This window comes from Serratia sp. (in: enterobacteria) (genome assembly GCF_046715635.1).
Lineage (GTDB): Bacteria > Pseudomonadota > Gammaproteobacteria > Enterobacterales > Enterobacteriaceae > Chania.
Window position 1 is genome coordinate 1 of the sequence record NZ_JBKJYW010000199.1, and the last position, 21,300, is coordinate 21,300.

The 21,300-nt window shown below is 54.6% G+C and carries 19 protein-coding genes; 2 read left to right on the forward strand and 17 right to left on the reverse strand.

What is annotated here, in order from left to right; genetic code table 11:
- Together ACLQ7H_RS09830 and ACLQ7H_RS09835 are read left to right on the forward strand one after the other, a co-directional pair.
- A partial coding sequence (locus tag ACLQ7H_RS09830) for a GH36-type glycosyl hydrolase domain-containing protein (protein WP_411752498.1) occupies window positions 1-974 on the forward strand: 974 nt, incomplete at its 5' end.
- Window positions 975-1,045: 71 nt separating this feature from the next.
- Window positions 1,046-1,225, forward strand: a complete 180-nt coding sequence (locus ACLQ7H_RS09835; RefSeq protein ID WP_411752499.1) for a hypothetical protein — start codon at window positions 1,046-1,048, stop codon at window positions 1,223-1,225.
- A gap of 205 nt (window positions 1,226-1,430) precedes the next feature.
- Here ACLQ7H_RS09835 and elaB read toward each other — a convergent pair whose 3' ends face one another.
- From elaB to lrhA, 17 genes are all read right to left on the reverse strand, one after another.
- On the reverse strand, window positions 1,431-1,742 hold the full coding sequence (gene elaB / locus ACLQ7H_RS09840) for a stress response protein ElaB (protein ID WP_260512905.1): 312 nt from the start codon (window positions 1,740-1,742) through the stop codon (window positions 1,431-1,433).
- Between the two features lie 143 nt (window positions 1,743-1,885).
- On the reverse strand, window positions 1,886-2,380 hold the full coding sequence (locus ACLQ7H_RS09845; protein WP_411752500.1) for a DUF1097 domain-containing protein: 495 nt from the start codon (window positions 2,378-2,380) through the stop codon (window positions 1,886-1,888).
- A gap of 176 nt (window positions 2,381-2,556) precedes the next feature.
- On the reverse strand, window positions 2,557-3,420 hold the full coding sequence (locus ACLQ7H_RS09850; protein ID WP_411752501.1) for a DMT family transporter: 864 nt from the start codon (window positions 3,418-3,420) through the stop codon (window positions 2,557-2,559).
- Window positions 3,421-3,674: 254 nt separating this feature from the next.
- The gene (gene nuoN, locus ACLQ7H_RS09855) at window positions 3,675-5,132 is read right to left on the reverse strand and encodes an NADH-quinone oxidoreductase subunit NuoN (RefSeq protein ID WP_411752502.1); all 1,458 of its coding nucleotides are present in this window, start codon (window positions 5,130-5,132) and stop codon (window positions 3,675-3,677) included.
- A gap of 6 nt (window positions 5,133-5,138) precedes the next feature.
- Window positions 5,139-6,668: an NADH-quinone oxidoreductase subunit M gene (gene nuoM / locus ACLQ7H_RS09860; RefSeq protein ID WP_411752503.1), complete on the reverse strand. Its 1,530-nt coding sequence runs from the start codon at window positions 6,666-6,668 to the stop codon at window positions 5,139-5,141.
- 98 nt (window positions 6,669-6,766) lie between these two features.
- On the reverse strand, window positions 6,767-8,614 hold the full coding sequence (gene nuoL, locus ACLQ7H_RS09865) for an NADH-quinone oxidoreductase subunit L (RefSeq protein ID WP_411752504.1): 1,848 nt from the start codon (window positions 8,612-8,614) through the stop codon (window positions 6,767-6,769).
- Entirely contained in the window at window positions 8,611-8,913 is a 303-nt protein-coding gene (gene nuoK, locus ACLQ7H_RS09870) for an NADH-quinone oxidoreductase subunit NuoK (protein WP_021178516.1), read from the reverse strand. Before nuoK ends, nuoL begins: the two co-directional genes overlap by 4 nt.
- On the reverse strand, window positions 8,910-9,470 hold the full coding sequence (gene nuoJ, locus ACLQ7H_RS09875; RefSeq protein WP_021805989.1) for an NADH-quinone oxidoreductase subunit J: 561 nt from the start codon (window positions 9,468-9,470) through the stop codon (window positions 8,910-8,912). The genes nuoK and nuoJ overlap by 4 nt, the downstream gene beginning before the upstream one ends.
- A 13-nt stretch (window positions 9,471-9,483) precedes the next feature.
- Entirely contained in the window at window positions 9,484-10,026 is a 543-nt protein-coding gene (gene nuoI, locus ACLQ7H_RS09880) for an NADH-quinone oxidoreductase subunit NuoI (protein ID WP_004947256.1), read from the reverse strand.
- 14 nt (window positions 10,027-10,040) lie between these two features.
- Window positions 10,041-11,018 carry an NADH-quinone oxidoreductase subunit NuoH gene (gene nuoH / locus ACLQ7H_RS09885; protein ID WP_411752505.1) on the reverse strand — a complete coding sequence of 326 codons (978 nt, stop codon included), beginning with the start codon at window positions 11,016-11,018 and terminating at the stop codon, window positions 10,041-10,043.
- Window positions 11,015-13,750: an NADH-quinone oxidoreductase subunit NuoG gene (nuoG, locus tag ACLQ7H_RS09890; protein ID WP_411752506.1), complete on the reverse strand. Its 2,736-nt coding sequence runs from the start codon at window positions 13,748-13,750 to the stop codon at window positions 11,015-11,017. Before nuoG ends, nuoH begins: the two co-directional genes overlap by 4 nt.
- A 99-nt stretch (window positions 13,751-13,849) precedes the next feature.
- Window positions 13,850-15,202: an NADH-quinone oxidoreductase subunit NuoF gene (gene nuoF / locus ACLQ7H_RS09895; protein ID WP_411752507.1), complete on the reverse strand. Its 1,353-nt coding sequence runs from the start codon at window positions 15,200-15,202 to the stop codon at window positions 13,850-13,852.
- Window positions 15,199-15,750, reverse strand: coding sequence for an NADH-quinone oxidoreductase subunit NuoE (gene nuoE / locus ACLQ7H_RS09900; protein WP_411752508.1), 552 nt, complete (start codon window positions 15,748-15,750; stop codon window positions 15,199-15,201). The genes nuoF and nuoE overlap by 4 nt, the downstream gene beginning before the upstream one ends.
- Window positions 15,751-15,752: 2 nt before the next feature.
- Complete coding sequence (gene nuoC, locus ACLQ7H_RS09905) at window positions 15,753-17,549, reverse strand: NADH-quinone oxidoreductase subunit C/D (RefSeq protein WP_024529593.1); 1,797 nt, start codon at window positions 17,547-17,549, stop codon at window positions 15,753-15,755.
- A 96-nt stretch (window positions 17,550-17,645) separates the two neighbouring features.
- Window positions 17,646-18,320: a NuoB/complex I 20 kDa subunit family protein gene (locus tag ACLQ7H_RS09910; RefSeq protein ID WP_024529592.1), complete on the reverse strand. Its 675-nt coding sequence runs from the start codon at window positions 18,318-18,320 to the stop codon at window positions 17,646-17,648.
- 15 nt (window positions 18,321-18,335) lie between these two features.
- Window positions 18,336-18,776, reverse strand: a complete 441-nt coding sequence (locus ACLQ7H_RS09915; RefSeq protein ID WP_411752509.1) for an NADH-quinone oxidoreductase subunit A — start codon at window positions 18,774-18,776, stop codon at window positions 18,336-18,338.
- Window positions 18,777-19,479: 703 nt separating this feature from the next.
- Window positions 19,480-20,418 (reverse strand): transcriptional regulator LrhA, encoded by a 939-nt coding sequence (gene lrhA / locus ACLQ7H_RS09920; protein ID WP_411752510.1) that lies wholly within the window; start codon window positions 20,416-20,418, stop codon window positions 19,480-19,482.
- Between the last annotated feature and the right edge of the window lie 882 nt (window positions 20,419-21,300).

Sequence of the window (21,300 nt, forward strand, 5' to 3'; positions counted from 1 at the left end):
TGCCGCTAATGGGGGCCGGTGACTGGAACGACGGCATGAACATGGTGGGGTTGGAAGGCCGGGGTGAGAGCGTTTGGCTGGGCTTCTTCCTGTTCTATATTCTGCAACGTTACGGCAAACTGGCCACCCGCCGCGGCGATCTGGAGCTGGCAGAACTGTGCCGCGAGGAAGCAGAAAAACTGCGTGCCAACCTGCACAGCAACGCCTGGGATGGCGAATGGTATCGCCGTGGTTACTTCGATAGCGGGGAGCCGCTGGGTTCACACCAAGCGGCAGAGTGTCGCATTGATGCCATAGCCCAGAGTTGGTCGATCCTTTCCGGTGCGGGTGACAAGGAGCGCAGCGCACAGGCGATGCAATCTCTGGATAAGCACCTGGTGGACGACCAGGCCGGCATCATCAAACTGCTGACCCCGCCATTTGACGGCAACGGCCCGAATCCCGGCTACATCCGGGGTTACCTGCCCGGCGTGCGGGAAAACGGCGGTCAATACACTCACGGGGCGGTATGGGCGGTGATGGCGTTCGCCGAGATGGGCAATATCGAGCGCGCCTGGGAACTGATGGCGCTGATTAACCCCATCAACCACAGCCTGGATAGCACCGCAGCGGAGCGCTACAAGGTCGAACCTTATGTCGCCACTGCCGATATTTACGCGGTCGCCCCGCACGTTGGGCGTGGAGGATGGAGCTGGTATACCGGCTCGGCGGGCTGGATGTATCGGTTAATCATCGAGTCGCTGCTGGGGCTAAAACGCCACGGCAATACGCTTTCCATCCACACCCGCTTACCGGCAGATTGGCCGCCGGTCACCTTAACCTACCGTGAAGGGGAAAGTGAATATCACTTCACCCTACGCCAAGGGGAAGGAGAAACTCAGGTGATTATTGATGGTGTGCTGCAGCAGGAAGCGGTAATTACCTTGGCTGAGGAGGCTAAAACCTACCAGGTGGAGGTGATACTGGGGCGTTGATGCCAATTTGGTGATTGTTTTTTGTTCTGGCTATAATGGATATTTATCCCATCACAGCCAGTAGGTGATACATGGAAGAAATACCCGAGCAGATCGCCAAAAACAAGTTTGACGATCTGCTGATAAAGGTACATAACCTGCAAGCAGCATTAGCCGAATCTATTGCTCAAGCTGACCGCGGCGAATTACTTAATATTGATGAGGTGTTTGCGCCGCTAACGGCTGATGAGTTAAACGTATCTGAAGGATAATAGCTAAATAATACGTTAGCTAAATAGCTGCAACTAATAGTGCTACAGGCGGGGATCATACAGAACGCCGACACGCCGTAAACCCATCCCTGGGGGCTCGTATCGCGCGTCCATGCGCTCAACGGTCGGCTAACCTGTATGATCCCCACCTGCCTCAGGCTTGTGTGGTTGCGGTATGAAATACGGTTAGCGCCCCCTATTGCTTTTACTTACGGGCCAGCAATAGCCCAAGCACCAAGCCTACCGTGGCACCAATACCTACACTATGCCAAGGCTTGTCACGGACATAGTCATCGGCACGACATGCCACCTCTTTCGCCCGCACGTAATAACATTCTGAGCTATTTGCCAGACGCGACTTGATGTCCTTTAGCGCCCGCTCGGCATGGGCTTTGATATCCGTATAAGCCTGATCGGCTCGATCGCCAGAGTAATCCAACACTTCTTGCAGAGTGTCACTCAGCATTCTCAGATCGTCATCCAGCGTCGTTTGGTTCTCGTCTCGGTTTATCGCCATCTTTAAGCTCTCCGTTATTAGTCAATTCAACGTTGCTTAGCCATCAACAACCCTTGGTCGTAGTCCCATGGTAGGACATGACCTGGATACACGCCATCGGAATGTTGATTAAAAAAAGGGCAAGACAAGAAACGGACGCCCTTTCAGGCGTCGGTGGAGGCTTGTTCGGTCAGCGCTACCGAGGGGGATTTACGGCGCGCAGCCAGCCACAAGCCACTGTTTTTCATGGCGTAGCCAAACAGTAAGCCGACCAGCAGCGAGACCGTGATCAATGGCCAGTTGCCGTCACCGGCGAAGGTGGCACAGGCACCGATAAAAGTCCCGGGAACAAAGCCAAGCCATTGCTGTTTGGCCTGAATACACATCAGGAAGGCGACTATGCCAGTCAGCAGGTAGCCCAGAATGCTCCAGGCGGGTTCCAACGCGCTGCCGTGAATGATGACCATCGCCCAGAACACGCCGCTCAAGCAGGTCAGTGTGCTGATCGCCAAGCCCTTGAGGCCACCTTGCGGGCAGGCAAAATAGGCCGTGCAGCCAAGAAAGCCCGCCCAACTGATTAGCCCAAGGCTGATGGCAACCCAGCCCCATACGCCGGAGAGAATACCGGTAGTTACCGCAATGGCAAAAATGACGTTCATAATCCTGATCCGCTAAAAATAATCCACCTAGTTTACGCGAAATCAGAGCACCACATGTGATAAAAATCACATCAATCATGCAATTTAATGCATGAAAATCACAATAATGTGATTTTAACCACAAAAAGTGAGTGTTTTCTGTCCAAGAAAGACGTCTCTAACCACCTGCAACAAAATTACACCGAAGCCGCTTCCACCTTTTTAGCTGACGCACGGCGTGATATGGCCAGCGCGCCGGAAACAATGATCAGTACCATACCCGCCGCGGCGATAAACGACAGGGTCTGGGCGAAAATCAGATAACCGAGCAGCGTGGAGAAAATGATTGTGCTGTAAGAAAGAATACCGACGGTGACCGCATTGCCGCCGCCATAGGCGCGGGTCATGGTGATCTGCCCCAAGCTGCCGAATACGCCGATGGCGCAGACGTACAACAGGCTGGTGGCATCCAACGCCGCGAAGCCGACAATCGCCGTCATCACCACGCCAAACAAGGTGCCGACCAGCGAGAAGTAGAACACCACACGCAGTTCAGGCTCCCCGGTACGCACCAGTTTACCGACGTTGAAATAGGCCAGCGCCGTCAGCAATCCGGAGAGCAGGCCTATCAGAGTCGCGGTATATTCCCCGTTTGGCATGTCAGGACGCAGCATGATCAGGATGCCCACAAAACCCAGCAGCACCGAAAATAGCAGCTTACCGGTCAACTGACCTCTGGCCGTGACAAAGGTGATCACCGATTGGAAAATCGGGTTGGTATAGCCCAGCGTCGTGGCGGTGGCAATAGGCAGATGGATCAGCGCATAGAAACCGCAATACATGGCCGCATTGCCGATCGCAGCGCGCTTCATGTGCAAGCCAAGATGCTGGGTGCGAAAACCAATATTTTTAACTTTAATCAGCGCTGCCACGATGGCCACATTGATCGCTGAGCGGTAAAAAACGATATCGAAAAAACCGACCTTCACCGAAGCCAGTTTGATGCAAGCTCCCATCAACGCGAAAAACACGCTGGCAGCAACCATCCATAAAGCAATCATGATTTCCCCAGAATGCGGCCCAATCGGGCTGCAAATAATCTCTTGCTTGGCGGTTTTCACCGTCGGAGATGTGTTAGCGGCACTGGGCAAGAATACCAGCATTTCTGCGCAAAATGGATTGCCTGCTACAAATAAGCTTGAGAGCTACTCTCAAGCAAAAACGGGCGCAGCATGCAGAGCCCCTATGAACAATTCTGGCTACAAATAAACAAGGGCCGCCATTGGGCGACCCTTGTTGTCTAGCTCGAGATTAATCAGAACATCGGCTGTGCCATCTGCACCAGCGTGATCAACGGTTGCGGGTAGATACCCAACAACAGCACCAACGCGGCAGAGATCAGCACCACCACACCACCAGCGGTCAACGCCCAGTTGTTTGGCGTATCGCGAACCAGAGTTTCCGGTGCACTGAGGAACAGGCTGACGGTCACACGCAGGTAGTAGTACAAACCGATTGCACTACCCAGCACCACGGCACCGGTCAACCACCACAGGTGAGCACTGACGCCCATCGCAATCACGAAGAACTTACCGATAAAGCCCAGCGTCATCGGGATACCGGCCAAGGACAGCATCATCACCGTCATAACCGCTGACAGGATTGGCTTGTGCCAGAACAGGCCGCGATAGGAGAACAGCGAGTCGGCATCCGGGCCACGGTACGGGCTGGACATCAGGCTAACCACACCGAAGGCACCCAGGCTGCTGAACAGGTAGCCCGCCAGATAAACCCCGGCGGTTTCCAGCGACAGCTGGTGGGTTTGCACCGCAACCAGCGCCACCAGCAGGTAGCCCAGGTGAGCGATCGAGGAGTAACCCAGCAGTCGCTTGATGTTGGTCTGGCTGAGCGCCATCAGGTTACCGAACAGGATCGAACACACGGCGATGATCGACAACACCATCCGCAGCGCTTCATTGTCGGCAGCAGGTGCATACAGGAACAGACGCATCACCACCGCGAAGATCGCAATCTTACTGGCGGTAGCCAGGAAGGTTGAAACCGGCGCCGGTGCCCCTTGATACACATCCGGCGTCCACAGCTGGAAAGGTACCAGGGAGAGTTTGAAGCCCAGACCGACGATCATCATGCCCATGCCTGCCAGGATCAGCGGCTGATGCACCATGTTCTCTTGCATACTCTTGCCCAGGCCTGCCAGTGACAGGTCACCGGACTCGGCGTACAGCAGCGCCATGCCGAACAGCAGGAAGCTCGAGGCCGCCGCAGACAGCACCATATACTTGATGGCCGCTTCCAGCGAACGCTTCTGGCGGTAGGCATAACCCACCAGACCAAACAGCGGCAGTGAGATCAGCTCAATACCCAGGAACAGTGAAGCCAGGTGGTTGGCACTCGCCAGCAGAATGCCACCCATGGCGGCAATCAGCACCAGCAGGTAGAACTCTTCGCGGTTATCCGGGTAACCCACCAGCCATGGATAGGCGAAGGTACAGGTTGCCAGACTCGCCAGCAGCACCAGCCCGGTATAGAACATCGAGTAACCGTCAACCCGCACCAGCGGGGTGACGTCCATTGGGCCTACCTGGCCAACAAAGTAGAGTGAAAGCAGCGCCAGGTTAAGACCGATCACTGTCAGGGTGGCGTTGATAAAGTGGTCGCGTCGCCACGCAATGCACAGCATCACAACCACCACCGTCAATCCGACGATCAACAGCGGTAACAGTGCGATCAGTTGTTGAGGAGTTATTGTCATGGCGAATTACGGCCTTGTTGTTGAAATTGCTGAAACTGACGGACCAAACCAGTGTTGCACGTTGCTCATCGCCGCACTTGAGGTATCGAGGATTGGCTGAGGATAGACACCCAGCAGCACCAGCAGTACCACCAACAGCAGAATGATAAACAGTTCACGTGCGGTCATGCCCGGCAACGGTTGATCAGATTTCGGGGTGCCGTAGTAAGCACGCTGCATCATGATCAACGAGTAAACCGAAGCAAACACCAGACCGAAGGTAGAAATCACGGTGATCACTGGCACAACCTGGAAGCTGCCGAACAGGATCATGAATTCACCGACGAAGTTACCGGTACCCGGCATCCCCAGGGTTGCCACCGCGAAGAACAGTGACAGCGCAGGAAGGTACTTGATACGTCCCCACAGGCCGCCCATCTGACGCATATCGCGGGTATGCAGACGTTCGTACAGCTGGCCACAGATGATGAACATACCGGCCGCAGACAGACCGTGAGCGATCATCTGGATAACCGCACCCTGGTAAGCCAGCTGGCTACCGGTGTAGATGGCGATCAGCACGAAGCCCATATGGGAAACCGAGGTGTAGGCAATCAGACGTTTGATATCGGTCTGTGCGAACGCCATCCAGGCACCGTAGAAGATACCCACCACACCCAGCCACATGGCGATCGGGGCAAACTCAGCGGACGCATTCGGGAACAGCGGCAGGCTGAAACGCAACAGGCCGTAGGCCGCCGTTTTCAGCAAGATCCCTGCCAGGTCGACAGAACCCGCCGTTGGTGCCTGACTATGTGCATCTGGCAACCAGCCGTGCAATGGCACCACCGGCATTTTCACCGCAAACGCAATGAAGAAGCCCAGCATCAACAGGTATTCAACGTTGTGCGACATCGGGGTTTTCAGCAGATCTTCGTAGTCGAAGGTCCACACGCCGGTCGCATTGTAGTGCACAAATACCAGCCCCATGATCGCAATCAGCATTACCAGACCACTGGCCTGGGTGTAGATGAAGAACTTGGTTGCTGCAGTGATACGGGTTTTACCATCCGATGCTTTATGACCCCACAAGGCGATCAGGAAGTACATCGGCACCAGCATCATTTCCCAGAAGAAAAAGAACAGGAACAGGTCGATGGCCAGGAACACGCCGATCACACCGCCCAGGATCCACAACAGGTTCAGGTGGAAGAAGCCCTGATACTTCTGGATTTCACGCCAGGAACAGAGGATCGCCAGCACGCCCAGGAAACCGGTCAGCACCACCATCAGCAGTGACAGGCCGTCCAGCGCCAGGTGAATGCTGATGCCAAAGCGCGGGATCCACGGCAACATAAACTCAGACTGCCACTGCGGCATGCCCAGCGGTTTTATCAACGAATAGCCCCCCTGCAACCACAGTTGCAGAGAGAGCGCCAACGTCAGCCCCATTGCGATCAACGCTATCCAGCGCGGCGCCTTAGTACCGAAACGCTCGCACTGCCAGCACAGCAGACCGCCGATAAAGGGGATAAGAATTAGCCAAGGTAATAGCATGGCGTTTTGTGTCCCTTATATGAATAATCTAAAAAACTTGTATCGGGCCCTTGTTCGACAAGGGCCGAACCCAAAATGCGTCTGTTTAAATTATTCAGTTAAACCAAAATCAACAGAGCCAGTACCAGCACTGCACCCACACCCATAGACGCGATATACCAGCGGATCTGACCGTTCTCACTCACCGTCAGGCCACGGTTCCCCCAGCGGGAGAACAGCGCAGGCAGGTTCATCAGCGAGTTCAGCGGATCGCTTTGCAGCAGCTTGGCGATACCCAGGTATGGCTTGACGAACACCTTGTCATACAGCCAGTCGAAGCCCCAGGCATGGAACCACCAGGTCGAGAAGAAACGACCCGGAGCGCTGTTCGCGATGCTGTTGACCAGGCGACGTTGGCCCAGCCACAGCGCAGCTGCCAGCAGGATCCCGACGATAGCGACCACGCCAGAGGCGATCTCCAGCGTCAGAACGCTGCCGTGTGCCAGTTCGGTGGTTTCCGGCAGTACACCCTGCAACGGCGGCACAATCATCGCGCCGACGAAGGTGGACAGCACCATCAGAACCAACAGTGGCAGGTGGTGAGTAATACCTTTGCCCGCATGCGCTTTGATTTTCTCTTCGCCGTGGAACACGATGAAGATCATGCGGAAGGTATACAGTGAGGTCATGAATGCACCAATCAGACCGGCAATCATCAGGTTGAAGTGGCCGTTCGCCATGGCACCCGCCAGGATTTCATCCTTACTGAAGAAGCCAGCGGTGATGATAGGCAGAGCAGACAGCGCCGCGCCCCCCACCAGGAAGCAGACATAGACCAGCGGAATGCTCTTGCGCAGGCCACCCATCTTGAAGATGTTCTGCTCATGATGACAGGCCAGGATCACCGAACCGGAGGACAGGAACAGCAGCGCCTTGAAGAACGCATGGGTCATCAGGTGGAAGATGGCCGCATCCCATGCCTGCACGCCCAGCGCCAGGAACATGTAGCCAATCTGGCTCATGGTGGAATAGGCAAGCACGCGTTTGATGTCGGTCTGCACCAGCGCAGCAAAGCCCGCCAGCAGCAGCGTAACGCCACCCACGATACCGACCAAATTCAGCACTTCCGGCGTCATCAGGAACAGGCCATGCATACGGGCAATCAGGTAGACGCCCGCGGTAACCATGGTTGCCGCGTGGATCAATGCAGATACCGGGGTTGGACCCGCCATCGCATCTGCCAGCCAGGTTTGCAACGGCAGTTGAGCCGATTTACCGACCGCGCCACCCAGTAACATCAGGGTTGCCCAGGTCAACGCCGTATCGCCAACCGCCAGTTTCTGTGGTGCCAGCACCATCAGTTCACGGATGTTCAGCGTACCCAGTTCGTGGTACAGGATGAACAGCGCAATGGCCAGGAACACGTCGCCCACGCGGGTAACGATGAAGGCTTTCATTGCCGCCGCGCCGTTGGCCGGATCTTTGTAGTAGAAACCGATCAACAGGTAGCTGCACAGGCCCACACCTTCCCAACCCAGGTACATCAGCAGCAGGTTGTCTGCCAGTACCAATACCACCATGCTGGCGATAAACAGGTTGGTGTAAGCGAAGAAGCGGGAATAGCCCTCTTCACCACGCATATACCAGGAAGCATACATGTGGATCAGGAAGCCGACGCCGGTGACCACTGACAACATGGTCAGCGACAGGCCGTCCAGCACCAGGGTGACGCCGACGTTGAAGTCACCCACGTTCATCCAGTTCCACAGGCTTTGCTCATACAGCTGCACGCCCGCGGCCCTTTGACCAAGAAAATCGATCGCCGCATACGCCGTGACCACTGCCGCCAGGCCAATCGACCCCACGCCAACGGTAGCTGCGGTGTTTTCAGACCAGCGACCACGGGAAAATGCCAACAGCAGGAACCCGATCAGCGGTAGCAGAATAGTTAAATATAATAGGTTCATCCGCGCATCTCACTGACAGTGTCAATATCCAGGGTATGCCGACGACGGTAAAGCTGTAGCAGCAACGCCAGGCCGATACTGGCCTCGGCTGCCGCCAGACTGATGGCCAGGATGTACATCACCTGCCCGTCGGTCTGGCCCCAATAGCTACCCGCCACGATAAACGCCAACGCCGCAGCGTTGATCATCACTTCCAGACTGATCAGCATAAACAGCAGGTTACGGCGTAACATCAAGCCAGTCAGCCCCAGGACGAACAGGATCGCCGCCAGGATCAGCCCATGTTGAAGAGGGATCATGCTTGGTCCTCCGATTTTCTTTTCGCCATTTCGCTGCTTGCCGGGGTATTGCTGAACACTTCACCCGGTTTGTGCTCACGACCAATGTGGAAGGCAACCACCAGGCCCGCCAACAGCAGCATTGAAGCCAGCTCAACCGCCAGCACGTAAGGACCAAACAGGCTGATCCCGACCGCTTTGGCGTCCACCATCTCACCGGTGATGCCCTGATCGGACACGCTGCGGATCGCCACAATCAGCACCACCAGCAAGATCAGTGACAGCAGGCCAGGGCCAATCCAGACGGCAGGCTTCAGCCAATCGCGTTCTTGCTGCTGCACCGCGTTACCGAGGTTGAGCATCATGACCACGAACACGAACAGCACCATAATGGCACCGGCGTAGACGATGATTTCCAGAGCACCCGCAAAGTAGGCACCCAGTGAGAAAAAGACTGCCGAGATCGCCAGTAAAGAGACGATCAGATACAGCAGCGCATGCACAGGATTGGTATGCGAGATGACGCGAATGGTCGCGATAATCGCAATGAACCCTGCCAGATAAAAGGCAATTTCCATGCTTGCTGGCTCCTTAAGGCAACAGACCTTTGACGTCGATCGGTTTGGCTTCGTTTTCGGCTTCGCCTTTGGCTTTGCCGTCAATCGCCATACCGGCCATCCGGTAGAAGTTATATTCCGGATATTTACCCGGCCCCGAGATCAACAGATCTTCTTTTTCGTACACCAGATCCTGGCGCTTGAACTCACCCATTTCGAAATCCGGCGTCAGCTGGATCGCGGTGGTTGGGCAAGCCTCTTCACACAGACCACAGAAAATGCAGCGTGAGAAGTTGATGCGGAAAAACTCCGGATACCAGCGGCCATCTTTCTGCTCTGCTTTTTGCAGGGAGATACAGCCAACTGGGCAGGCAACCGCACACAGGTTACAGGCCACGCAGCGCTCTTCACCGTCCGGATCGCGCGTCAGCACGATGCGGCCACGGTAGCGCGGCGGCAGGTAAACCGGTTCTTCCGGATACATCTGGGTTTCGCGTTTGGCGAAGGCGTGCAAGCCAATCATCCAAATGCTGCGCACCTGGGTGCCGAAACCAACCAATAACTCTTTCAATGTCATGGTTTATTCACCCCTTATTGAGCGTTGTACAAAATGACCGCGGCGGTTGCCAGCAGGTTCAGCAGCGTTAACGGCAGGCAAATTTTCCAGCCGAAAGACATCACCTGGTCATAACGCGGGCGCGGCAACGAAGCACGGATCAGAATGAACATCACCATGAAGAAGGCCGTTTTCAGTGCGAACCAGATGAATGGCGGCAGGAATGGACCCTGCCAGCCGCCGAAGAACAACGTCACAATCAGGGCGGACACGGTCACGATACCGATGTATTCCCCCACGAAGAACAGACCGAATTTCATCCCGGAGTATTCAATGTGGTAACCGTCAGCCAGTTCCTGCTCAGCTTCCGGCTGGTCAAACGGATGGCGGTGACATACCGCAATACCGGCAATCGCAAAGGTAATGAAACCAAAGAACTGCGGAATGACGTTCCAGATGTGCGCCTGTGATTCAACAATCGCCTGCATGTTGAACGAGTCGGCTTGCGCCACCACACCCAACACGGACAGACCGAGGAACACTTCGTAGCTCAGGGTTTGTGCCGAAGCACGCATCGCCCCTAACAGCGAGTATTTGTTGTTACTGGACCAGCCGGCGAACAGCACGGCATACACCGCCAGGCCAGCCATCATCAGGAAGAATAAAATACCGATGTTGAGATCGGCCACCGACCAGGTCGGGCTGACCGGCACGATGGCAAAGGCTAACAGCAGCGAGGTAAAGGCGATCACCGGGGCCAGCGTAAAGATCATGCGGTCGGCGAAGGTCGGAACCCAGTCTTCTTTGAAGAACATTTTGATCATGTCGGCGACCAGCTGCAGCGAACCACCCCAGCCGACACGGTTTGGTCCGTAACGATTCTGGAACAGGCCCAGCAGACGGCGTTCGCCGAAGCTCATAAACGCCCCGCAGGTGACCACGACCAACAGGATCACCACCGCTTTCAACACGGCGATCAGGATGTCGATCACCTCAGGTGTCAACCAGCTCATAGTGCCGCCTCCCGCAGATTTTCAACCTTCGCACCCACCAGTACCGGCGGGATCCCTGGCAAGCCGAGCGGCAAACCAACCTGGCCTTGGCTCAGGGTTTCACTCAGGCGTACCGGCAAACGGAGCGTTTGACCCGCACAGCTGAACTCGACCCAGGCACCGGCATTGACACCAAGCTGTGCGGCGTCGGCAACGTTAACCATCACGTATGCCTGGGGCATACGCTGTTGGATCACATCGGAACGCTGTGACATTTCGTCACTGCCAAACAGGTGGTAATACGGCGCAACACGCCAGCCTTCGGCTTTAAACGCCGCAGGAATAGTGGTGAAGTAACCGAGGCTGCCCTCCCCTGCTTCGATCAGGCGGATACCCGGATCGCCATGGCGCAGTTTGCCGCCCACTTCGGCCTGGAACTTGTTCCATGCCTGCGGTGAGTTCCAACCTGGTGCCCAGGCAAATGGGATCTGCTGACGGTCAGCCAGCGGGCTGTTGTTCCCCTCCATCGAGAAGGCGAACATGGTGTCTTTATCCTGCGGCTGACGCGGTTCATGCACGCTGATATCGGCACGCATCGCGGTGCGGCCACTGTAGCGGTGCGGAGAACGGGCCAGCTTCTGACCACTGATGCGGAAGGTGGCATCTGGCGCAGCTTCGACAATACCTTGCAGCTGCGGCAATGCGCTCACGCAGGCGGCAATCACGTCATCGAGCTGAGTCCAGTCAACCTGGCGGCTGGTGTAGGTGGAGTGCAGCGAGTGCATCCAACGCCAGCTTTCCAGCATCACGCTGTAGATATTTTTCTTGGCATCATCGTAATAAGCCGGATCGTAGACCTGGAAGAAGCGCTGTGCGCGGCCTTCCTGGCTAACCAAGGTACCATCGCTCTCTGCAAAACTGGCCGCAGACAGGATCAGGTTGGCTTTATCCATGATGGCGGTGCGCTGGTGATCGGCAACGATCAGGTTGCTGACCTTGGCCAATGCGGCATCCACTTTGGCCGCCGGGGCGTGACGATAGAGATCGTTTTCCATCACGATGGCGGTATCAGCAGAACCACTTTCCAGTTGCACCAGTGCCTCGTCCAGCGAGCCACCGCCAATCATCGCCAGGCCCATGCTGTTGGCAGCGGCGGCGACGAAGGTGATGCCGACATTGGCACCGCGACCTTTCAACGCCTTGGCAATGTTGGCCGCAGCTTCAATGATCGCTTCGCTCCCCGCATTGCTGCCGGTGATGATCAATGGTTTCTGCGCACCGGCCAGGGCCTGCACGATCACGTCAATTTTCTTGTTCAGATCTTCGGCCAGATCGGTCACCGCCGGGGCGGACTCATCCAGCGCGTGGGCAATGGCGAAGCCTAAACGGGCTTGCTCATCCACCGGCGCACGGTAGTTCCAGGCGGCGATATCGTCCAGACGGGTGTTATCGACGTTAGTGACGAACAGCGGGTGTTTGGCGTGCTGCCCGATGGTTTGCACCGCCGCGATCTGCCAATCGGCAACGCGGTGTGCCGCAGCCATCGCGCGAGCTTTACCTTTCACTGCCTGACGTACCGACAGCGCGATACGAGCGCCGGTTTGGGTCAAATCTTCACCCAGTACCAACACCGCGTCGTAACTTTCGATTTCGCGCAGGTTAGGCGTATAAACGCCGCTGTTTTTCAACACATTGAGCATCAGGTTCAGGCGCTGTTGTTCAGCCTGATTGATGCCGGTATAGAAGTTCTCGGCACCGACCAGTTCACGCAACGCAAAGTTGCTTTCCAGGCTGGCACGCGGTGAACCGATACCGATGGTTTTGTTGGCCTGACGCAGAATATCTGCCGCGCCCTGCATCGCCTGCTCGGCGTTCAGGGTGATCCAGTCATTGCCACGCAGTTGCTGCGGCTGACGAGGGCGATCTTTCTGGTTCACATAGCCATAACCAAAGCGGCCACGGTCACACAGGAAATAGTGGTTTACGCTGCCGTTGTAACGGTTTTCGATACGGCGCAGTTCACCATAACGCTCACCCGGGCTGGTGTTACAACCAATGCTGCACTGCTGGCAGATGCTCGGGGCAAACTGCATGTCCCACTTACGGTTGTAGCGCTCGGAGTGGGTTTTGTCGGTGAATACGCCGGTTGGGCACACTTCTATCAGGTTACCGGAGAACTCGCTTTCCAGCGTGCCGCTTTCCGGACGACCGAAATAGACGTTGTCGTGTGCGCCGTATACACCGAAATCGGTGCCATCCGCGTAGTCTTTGTAGTAACGCACGCAACGGTAACAGGCGATGCAACGGTTCATCTCGTGCGAGATAAATGGCCCCAGTTCCTGGTTGTTGTGGGTGCGCTTACTGAAGCGATATTTACGGAAGCTGTGGCCGGTCATTACTGTCATATCTTGCAGGTGACAGTTACCGCCCTCTTCACATACCGGACAGTCGTGCGGGTGGTTGGTCATCAACCACTCGACCACGCTCTCACGGAACTGTTTGGCTTCTGCGTCATCGATGGAAATAAAGGTTCCATCGGATGCCGGTGTCATACAGGACATCACCAAACGGCCACGCGTATCGTCCGCGTTTTGGTATTGCTTTACCGCACATTGGCGGCAAGCGCCGACGCTTCCAAGCGCCGGATGCCAGCAAAAGTAAGGAATATCGAGGCCGAGGGAGAGACACGCCTGCAACAGGTTGTCGGCTCCATCTACGTCGTATTCTTTGCCGTCTACATGAATCGTAGCCATAGTCAGCATGCTTCCAAGTGGCCTGCCCATAAGGCAGGCGTTAATCAAAAATTCTGGCCGTGTTTCAGGGCGCGCTCACCGCACCCAGGCAAAGCGGGATTACCAGCGTTGCTTCAACAAGTTGTTTGGCTGAATGCCGCCAACCGCCTGGAGATTGCCCAAGTACTGTGGGGAAATCCCGGCTTCAAACTCTTCACGGAAATATTTAATCGCGCTTTGCAGTGGCTCTACGGCACCTGGCGCATGGGCGCAGAAGGTTTTACCTGGGCCAAGGGAACGGCACAGCTGCTCAAGGGTTTCGATATCCCCCGGCTGGCCCTCGCCATTTTCCAAAGCACGCAGGATCTTCACGCTCCACGGCAAGCCGTCACGGCACGGTGTACACCAGCCACAGGACTCACGGGCAAAGAACTCTTCCAGGTTACGCACCAGGGGAACCATGCCGATTTCGTGATCCACCGCCATCGCCAGCGCCGTACCTAAACGACTGCCCGCTTTACCGATGTGCTCGAAGTCCATTGGCAGATCCAGGTGATCGGCGGTCAGGAAATCGGTACCCGCCCCGCCCGGCTGCCAGGCTTTAAATTTCAGGCCATCACGCATGCCACCGGCGTAATCTTCCAGAATTTCACGCGCAGTAGTCCCAAACGGCAGCTCCCAGACGCCTGGGTTTTTCACCCGGCCAGAGAAGCCCATCAGTTTGGTACCGGCGTCGTTACTCTTACCGGCGGAGATCCCTTTGTACCAGTCCACACCATGCTCGAGGATGGCAGGCACGTTACACAAGGTCTCTACGTTGTTCACGCAGGTCGGTTTACCCCATACGCCCACGGAAGCTGGGAATGGCGGCTTGGAGCGCGGGTTGGCACGGCGGCCTTCCAGCGAGTTGATCAGCGCCGTTTCTTCACCGCAGATATAGCGACCAGCGCCGGTGTGGACGAACAGCTCGAAGTCAAAGCCGCTGCCCATGATATTTTTGCCCAGCAGGCCCGCTTCTGTCGCCTCGGCAATCGCACGGCGCAAGTGCACTGCGGCCTCAACGTATTCACCACGCAGGAAGATGTAACCCCGGTAGGCTTTCAGCGCGAATGCCGAAATCAACATGCCTTCCACCAACAGGTGTGGCAGTTGCTCCATCAGCAGACGGTCTTTATAGGTGCCCGGCTCCATTTCATCGGCGTTACACAGTAAGTAACGGATATTCATGGATTCGTCTTTCGGCATCAGGCTCCACTTCAAACCGGTGGAGAAACCTGCACCACCACGACCTTTCAGCCCGGCATCTTTCACCAGGGTGACGATGTCGTCGGCGGCCATGCCTTTCAGCGCTTTTTCCGCGCCCTGGTAACCGTTTTTGCTGCGATATTCATCCAGCCATACCGGCTGTTGGTCATCGCGCAGGCGCCAGGTCAGCGGATGCATTTCGGCAGTACGTTTGATATCAATCATCATTTATACCGCTCCAACAGTTCGACCGCGTTTTCTGGCGTCAGGTGAGCATGAGTATCTTCATCGATCATCATGCTCGGGCCTTTGTCGCAGTTACCCAGGCAGCAGGTCGGCAGCAGGGTGAAACGACCGTCGAAGGTCGTCTGGCCCGGCTTGATGTTGAGTTTCTTTTCCAGCGCGGCCTGAATGCCCTGGTAGCCGTTGATGTGACAAACCACGCTGTCACAGTAACGGATCACGTGGCGTCCTACTGGCTGGCGGAAAATCTGGCTGTAGAACGTGGCCACGCCTTCTACGTCGCTGGCTGGGATGCCCAGCACTTCAGCGATGGCATAAATCGCCCCATCCGGAACCCAGCCACGCTGCTTCTGCACGATCTTCAGTGCTTCAATGGAGGCGGCGCGAGGATCCTCGTAATGGTGCTTTTCGTGCTCGATCGCATCACGCTCTTCCGCACTCAGCACAAATGCATCAGCGCCGCTCTGGGGAGCGGCTGCATGGGTGGCCTCAAGCGCATCGTGACTCACGTGAGTGTCTTTAAGATCATGCATAGTTAGCGGTCCACATCTGACATTACAAAATCGATACTACCCAGATAGACGATCAGGTCAGAGACCAGGCTGCCACGGATCACCGCAGGGATTTGCTGCAGGTGAGCATAGCTTGGCGTACGTATCCTGGTGCGATAGCTCATGGTGCTGCCGTCGCTGGTCAGGTAGTAGCTGTTGATCCCTTTCGTGGCTTCAACCATCTGGAATGATTCGTTGGCTGGCATCACCGGGCCCCAGGAAACCTGCAGGAAGTGGGTGATCAGCGTTTCAATATGTTGCAGCGTGCGCTCTTTCGGCGGCGGCGTGGTCAGCGGATGATCGGCCTTGAACGGGCCTTCCGGCATGTTGTTCAGGCACTGCTCAAGAATGCGCAGGCTCTGGCGCAGCTCTTCCACTTTCAGCATCACGCGGGTATAGCAGTCGCTGTTGCCGTCGCCGACCGGAACTTCGAAATCGAAGTTTTCATAGCCGGAGTAGGGACGCCATTTACGCACGTCAAACTCAACGCCGGTAGCACGCAGGCCAGCACCGGTCACACCCCATTCCAACGCTTCTTTCGCGTTGTAAGAAGCGACGCCGACAGAACGCCCTTTCAGAATGGTGTTGTGCAGCGCGGCTTTCACATAGGAATCGAGGCGCTTCGGCATCCAGTCCAGGAAGTCACGCAGCAGACGATCCCAGCCACGCGGCAGGTCGTGCGCCACGCCACCAATACGGAACCAGGCCGGGTGCATACGGAAACCGGTAATCGCTTCCACCAGATCGTACACTTTCTGCCGATCGGTAAAGGCGAAGAACACCGGGGTCATGGCGCCCACGTCCTGGATAAAGGTACTGATGTACAGCAGGTGGCTGTTGATGCGGAACAGTTCAGACAGCATCACGCGGATGGTGTTGACACGATCCGGCACCACGATCCCGGCCAGCTTTTCCACCGCCAGTACGTAAGGCATTTCGTTTACACAGCCGCCGAGGTATTCGATGCGGTCGGTATACGGGATAAAGCTGTGCCAGGACTGGCGTTCGCCCATCTTCTCTGCGCCACGGTGGTGGTAACCCACGTCCGGCACACAGTCGACGATGTCTTCACCGTCCAGCTGTAGAATAATACGGAATGCACCGTGTGAAGACGGGTGGTTCGGGCCAAGGTTAAGGAACATGAAGTCCTCGTTCTCGGTGCCGCGCTTCATGCCCCACTCTTCCGGCTTGAACTTCAGCGATTCCATCTCCAGATCTTCTTTCTGTTTGGTCAACACAAAGGGATCGAATTCGGTGGCGCGCGCCGGGTAGTCTTTACGCAGTGGATGGCCCTCCCAAGTCTGCGGCATCATGATGCGCGTCAGGTGCGGGTGGCCGTCGAAGGTAATACCGAACATTTCCCAGGTTTCGCGCTCATACCAGTTGGCATTCGGGAAAATCTTGGTTGCTGTGGGCACATGCAGGTCTTTTTCAGACAGCGCCACTTTCAGCATGATGTCACGGTTACGTTCGACAGAAATCAGATGGTAGAAAACAGAGAAGTCCGCGGCAGGCAAGCCTTCACGGTGGGTACGAAGACGCTCGTCCATGCCATGCAGGTCGAACAGCATAACGTACGGCTTCGGCTGTTTTCTTAAAAACGTCATTACTTCCAGCAACTGCTCAACCTTGACCCATACCACGGGCATTCCGGTACGGGTGGGCTGAACAGTAAAGGCTTCCGGCCCAAAACGGTTGCGCAGTTCGCCGATCACCGGATCATCGAGATGATCCCGGGTATGCCATGCAGGCAGAGCTTCGTGCGTCGTTAAATCTGTCATAATTTTTTTCACCACACTAAAGGGTTATTTCGCCGCAAGTTCAACTTTTCGCTGTGTTAACCAATAGCGCACTAAGATGGACGTTAAATGAACGTCTTAAATCTCGTCAGGCGACCGAAGGTTGGTTACCGCAATACGCTCGGCGTGCTTACGTTCTTTTTCTGATGGCATATTGGCGCGGTACACGCCCTGATCGCCAACGACCCACGACAGCGGGCGACGTTCTTTGCCAATGGATTCCTGCAGCAGCAGCAGTGCCTGCATGTAAGCCTCCGGGCGCGGTGGGCAGCCAGGGATATACACGTCAACCGGCAGGAATTTATCCACGCCCTGGACGACCGAATAGATATCGTACATGCCGCCGGAGTTGGCGCAGGCGCCCATCGAGATCACCCATTTAGGTTCCAGCATTTGCTCGTACAAACGCTGAATAACCGGGGCCATCTTGGTAAAGCAGGTGCCGGCAACGACCATAAAGTCGGCCTGACGTGGGGAGGCACGCAATACTTCCGCACCAAAACGCGCCACGTCGTGAACGGCGGTAAACGAGGTCACCATTTCCACATAACAGCACGAAAGGCCGAAGTTATATGGCCAAAGAGAGTTTTTACGCCCCCAGTTCACCATGTCATGCAAAGCATGTTCGAGTTTACCCATGTAAACCGTACGGTGAACCTGCTGCTCAAGGGGATCGCCTACGATCTCCTGTTTTTGCAGGGGATAACGGTCGTTCTCACCGTTCGGGTCTATGCGGGTGAGCGTATAGTCCATCTTAATGCCTCGCTGTTACTGCGGATGACTGTTGCTAGCGTTTTTGATGGTACCTGGCTTGCTCAAACGCTTGGAACGCGTTGGAGTCCAATCCAATGCGCCGATACGCACCAGATAAACCAGACCAGCCAATAACACCAAAATGAAAATGGCGGCTTCGATGAAGCCTACCCAACCGCTCTCACGAATCGAGACCGACCAGGCGAACAGGTATAAGGCTTCAACATCGAAAATAACGAAGAACATGGCCACCAGGTAGAACTTGGCGGACAGACGCATACGCGCCGTACCGACCGAGTCGATCCCTGATTCATAAGGGGTGTTTTTGGAGCGAGCCTGGGCTCTCCCACCCAAGAAGAACGCACCCAGCAGCATGAAGCCGCAGAGCCCGATAGCCATGATAAGAAATACGGCGAACGCCCAGTGATGAGCGATGACTTCAATGGTTGTTGACATACTCTATGCTTACTCATCAAAAGTGGCGTCGATCGCTCTGCTCTTGTCACTGGCAGTTAGTGCACCACATCGATTTAAGGGAAGGATAAATAACCACACAAACAAGCTGCTTTTACAGAGAGTTAGGCAGTGTTTTACTGTGGGCTTTTTACTCCTTTCTATAACCTTCTGTCAACTTTGACAAAAGTATCTACACACTAATTTACATACGAAGCATTTAATTAACATATGATGCGCTTGGCTTAGGCTAAATCGTGTCAGTTGATTGCTCAATGGAAACAGATAGCTATAAGCCAACGGGCTCATTTCACTTTTACTATACCATTCTCTCAGGAATTCCCTGTTGTTCCACTCACTACCTAGGGGTATTTTTTTGATCCAGGACACGTTTCAGGCAGAAAACCTCAAAAAAAGTGTGGCAGTTTTACAATTTTTGTCAATTTTAGGTAAAAAAACGACAGCATAAAATAGCAAAATAACCCCACCAATTCCAGGCATTTACTCTTTGTTATCACTGCATAAAAAACGAACAGTCAGGAAAAGTGCGGGTTCTACCTACTAGGAATCATGAATAAATACCCATTTAGCATTGAATTTACCTTCAATAGGCTGAAATTCATTATTTCCGTTTTTCTAAGCTAAAAAAAACCTCCGCCGAGGCAGAGGTTTGTCACTTTCAATACAACCCGCTTAGGATAAAACGCTACTCTTCGCTATCCGCCAGGCTGGAACCTTCATCACTCACCGAAGATTCGCCGCCGTCGAAATGGTAAATCTCACTGCCGTTTTGCACAGCACTGAAGATCGCCATAGCGAGTTCACTCTCGCACTTCATGTCTTTGCACAGCGCATACTGAGTATCAGGAAGATGCGGTAAACCTTCTGCCGCGCCCAGAACTCGCAGATCTGGGCTCATCATCTCGATTGGCCGCACGGTGATCCCCAAACCTGCCCGGCACGCAGCACGCACCGCAGACAGCGTAGAGGCCACATAGGCAATACGCCAAGGAATACCGGCAGCGTCAAGGTGCTTGATCGCCATCGCACGGAACGGGCTTGGCTCATCCATCACCACCAGAGGGATCGGTTCCCCTGCCTGGTAATGGTAATCCGCCGAGCAGTACCACAGCGTTGGAGACGTGCGCAGAACGATGTGCGGATGCCCTTCGGTATCCACGGTGGTGATGGCCAGATCCACTTCGCCGTTCTTCAGCATGTCGATCATGAACGGGCTACGCTTCACCCGCACATCAATCGCCAGCTTGGGATAGACCGACGTCACGCGGTTTAGCAAGAAGGGCAGAATGGTATCGGCAGTATCATCAGAAGCACCGATAGTCAGAACGCCGTTGATATTGTTGTACATCAAGGAGGCACAGGCTTCGTCGTTGAAGCGCAGGATTTTCCTGGCGTAGCCGAGAAGCTGGATACCGTGTTCGGTTAACAACTTATTGCGCCCATGACGGGCGAACAACTCTTTGCCAACCAATTGCTCTAACCGCTGCATTTGTTGACTGACTGCGGACTGAGTACGACAAACGGCAACGGCAGCCGCCGCAAACGTATTCAAATCAGCAACAGCAACAAAGGTTCTTAGCAGATCGAGGTCGAGATTAAGTATCGGACGATTTGCACTTGTCATAGTGTTTTCTTCACTTTTTAAATTCTAATTTACAAACTACCCTGGTGTATTTCTAAGACGCAGTTAAAAAGGGCATGCGTCACTTATGACAGTACCCCACTCATTAGAAGAGGGCAAAAAAATTACTTATATTTCGTTATCTGCATCGCTTTTTATCCTTGATCTATCGCAACGGCTTATTGATAGTGGTGAAAGTTACGACGAAAAGTGCTTACCCTTATAAGATTTGATAATCCTGCGGGGGCAAGATCCCCCTCTCTCCTCCCGGTTAGCTCGATCCCTACCCGCCAGAGACCATGACAGCCTTGTTGTTTTCTGTACAAAATATTAACAACCCTCCGTATATCCAGCGGTCCATCGATTAGGGAATTTAATAAATTCAAGCAGTAAGACTTTTGATTATTAAATTGCACTGACCATTACTTAAAAAAGATTTAAGTTAATTACTGAAGTGGACCTAATGGAATTCTACTCCAACTCAGTGTGGTATTGTCGGTACAGACAAGAAACCAGAATAGTCCCATATTACTATTTTTAAGCGGCTCGGGTGATTTTCTGGCGCGACTCAATGTGCCTTTCACCGGTTAACTGATAAAAACCCCTTACGTAACACGCACTTTCATCGAAATATAAAGCTTAAAACTGAGACGTTTTCAGATTTAAACACTAAAAAAACAATCAATACAGATGGTCATTATCTTAAAAACCGATTTTTGCCGATCGTTTTCACCATAGCTATGCATAACCCTTCAAATGCCGGGCCTCCAGGAGTACATTGGACGGATTGCGGTGTTCCACGGTAGGAACGACCCTATCTTAGCAAAAGGCTCAACTTTCTATGTCCCCCATTGAGAAATCCAGCAAACTGGACAACGTCTGTTA

Excerpts from the sequence above, each read along its gene's own strand:
- ACLQ7H_RS09835 (WP_411752499.1), top strand. The coding sequence starts at position 1,046 with ATGGAAGAAATACCCGAGCAGATCGCCAAAAACAAGTTTGACGATCTG.
- elaB (WP_260512905.1), bottom strand. The coding sequence starts at position 1,742 with ATGGCGATAAACCGAGACGAGAACCAAACGACGCTGGATGACGATCTG.
- ACLQ7H_RS09845 (WP_411752500.1), bottom strand. The coding sequence starts at position 2,380 with ATGAACGTCATTTTTGCCATTGCGGTAACTACCGGTATTCTCTCCGGC.
- ACLQ7H_RS09850 (WP_411752501.1), bottom strand. The coding sequence starts at position 3,420 with ATGATTGCTTTATGGATGGTTGCTGCCAGCGTGTTTTTCGCGTTGATG.
- nuoN (WP_411752502.1), bottom strand. The coding sequence starts at position 5,132 with ATGACAATAACTCCTCAACAACTGATCGCACTGTTACCGCTGTTGATC.
- nuoM (WP_411752503.1), bottom strand. The coding sequence starts at position 6,668 with ATGCTATTACCTTGGCTAATTCTTATCCCCTTTATCGGCGGTCTGCTG.
- nuoL (WP_411752504.1), bottom strand. The coding sequence starts at position 8,614 with ATGAACCTATTATATTTAACTATTCTGCTACCGCTGATCGGGTTCCTG.
- nuoK (WP_021178516.1), bottom strand. The coding sequence starts at position 8,913 with ATGATCCCTCTTCAACATGGGCTGATCCTGGCGGCGATCCTGTTCGTC.
- nuoJ (WP_021805989.1), bottom strand. The coding sequence starts at position 9,470 with ATGGAAATTGCCTTTTATCTGGCAGGGTTCATTGCGATTATCGCGACC.
- nuoI (WP_004947256.1), bottom strand. The coding sequence starts at position 10,026 with ATGACATTGAAAGAGTTATTGGTTGGTTTCGGCACCCAGGTGCGCAGC.
- nuoH (WP_411752505.1), bottom strand. The coding sequence starts at position 11,018 with ATGAGCTGGTTGACACCTGAGGTGATCGACATCCTGATCGCCGTGTTG.
- nuoG (WP_411752506.1), bottom strand. The coding sequence starts at position 13,750 with ATGGCTACGATTCATGTAGACGGCAAAGAATACGACGTAGATGGAGCC.
- nuoF (WP_411752507.1), bottom strand. The coding sequence starts at position 15,202 with ATGATGATTGATATCAAACGTACTGCCGAAATGCATCCGCTGACCTGG.
- nuoE (WP_411752508.1), bottom strand. The coding sequence starts at position 15,750 with ATGCATGATCTTAAAGACACTCACGTGAGTCACGATGCGCTTGAGGCC.
- nuoC (WP_024529593.1), bottom strand. The coding sequence starts at position 17,549 with ATGACAGATTTAACGACGCACGAAGCTCTGCCTGCATGGCATACCCGG.
- ACLQ7H_RS09910 (WP_024529592.1), bottom strand. The coding sequence starts at position 18,320 with ATGGACTATACGCTCACCCGCATAGACCCGAACGGTGAGAACGACCGT.
- ACLQ7H_RS09915 (WP_411752509.1), bottom strand. The coding sequence starts at position 18,776 with ATGTCAACAACCATTGAAGTCATCGCTCATCACTGGGCGTTCGCCGTA.
- lrhA (WP_411752510.1), bottom strand. The coding sequence starts at position 20,418 with ATGACAAGTGCAAATCGTCCGATACTTAATCTCGACCTCGATCTGCTA.